At 61.3% G+C, this 248-nt stretch carries 1 pseudogene; it reads right to left on the bottom strand.

Annotation, left to right across the window (positions count from 1 at the left end):
• Positions 1-38 precede the first annotated feature (38 nt).
• Positions 39-248: pseudogene (locus SB751_RS33725) on the bottom strand (ABC transporter); the annotation flags it as partial.

The following is a 248-nucleotide window of genomic DNA, read 5'->3' as shown; positions in this document are numbered from 1 at the left end:
CCAGATTCTTGATCGATAGCATGTTGTCGTCCTTGGCGTCAGGCGGGCGCGCCGCCCAGATACGCCTCGATAACCTTGGCGTTGCTCTGCACTTCGTTGGGCAGCCCCTCGGCGATCTTCTGGCCGAAGTCCAGCACCGACACGGTGTCGCACACTCCCATCACCACATCCATGTGGTGCTCGATCAGGATCAGCGTGATGCCGTGGTCGCGCACCTTGCGGATGATGGCCAGCAGCTCGACGATGTC

Origin of the sequence: Cupriavidus sp. SIMBA_020 (genome assembly GCF_046535395.1) — a bacterium.
GTDB lineage: Bacteria > Pseudomonadota > Gammaproteobacteria > Burkholderiales > Burkholderiaceae > Cupriavidus > Cupriavidus campinensis.
The sequence above is the reverse complement of the archived record's forward strand: the minus strand, read 5'-3'. Positions and strand labels throughout refer to the sequence as shown.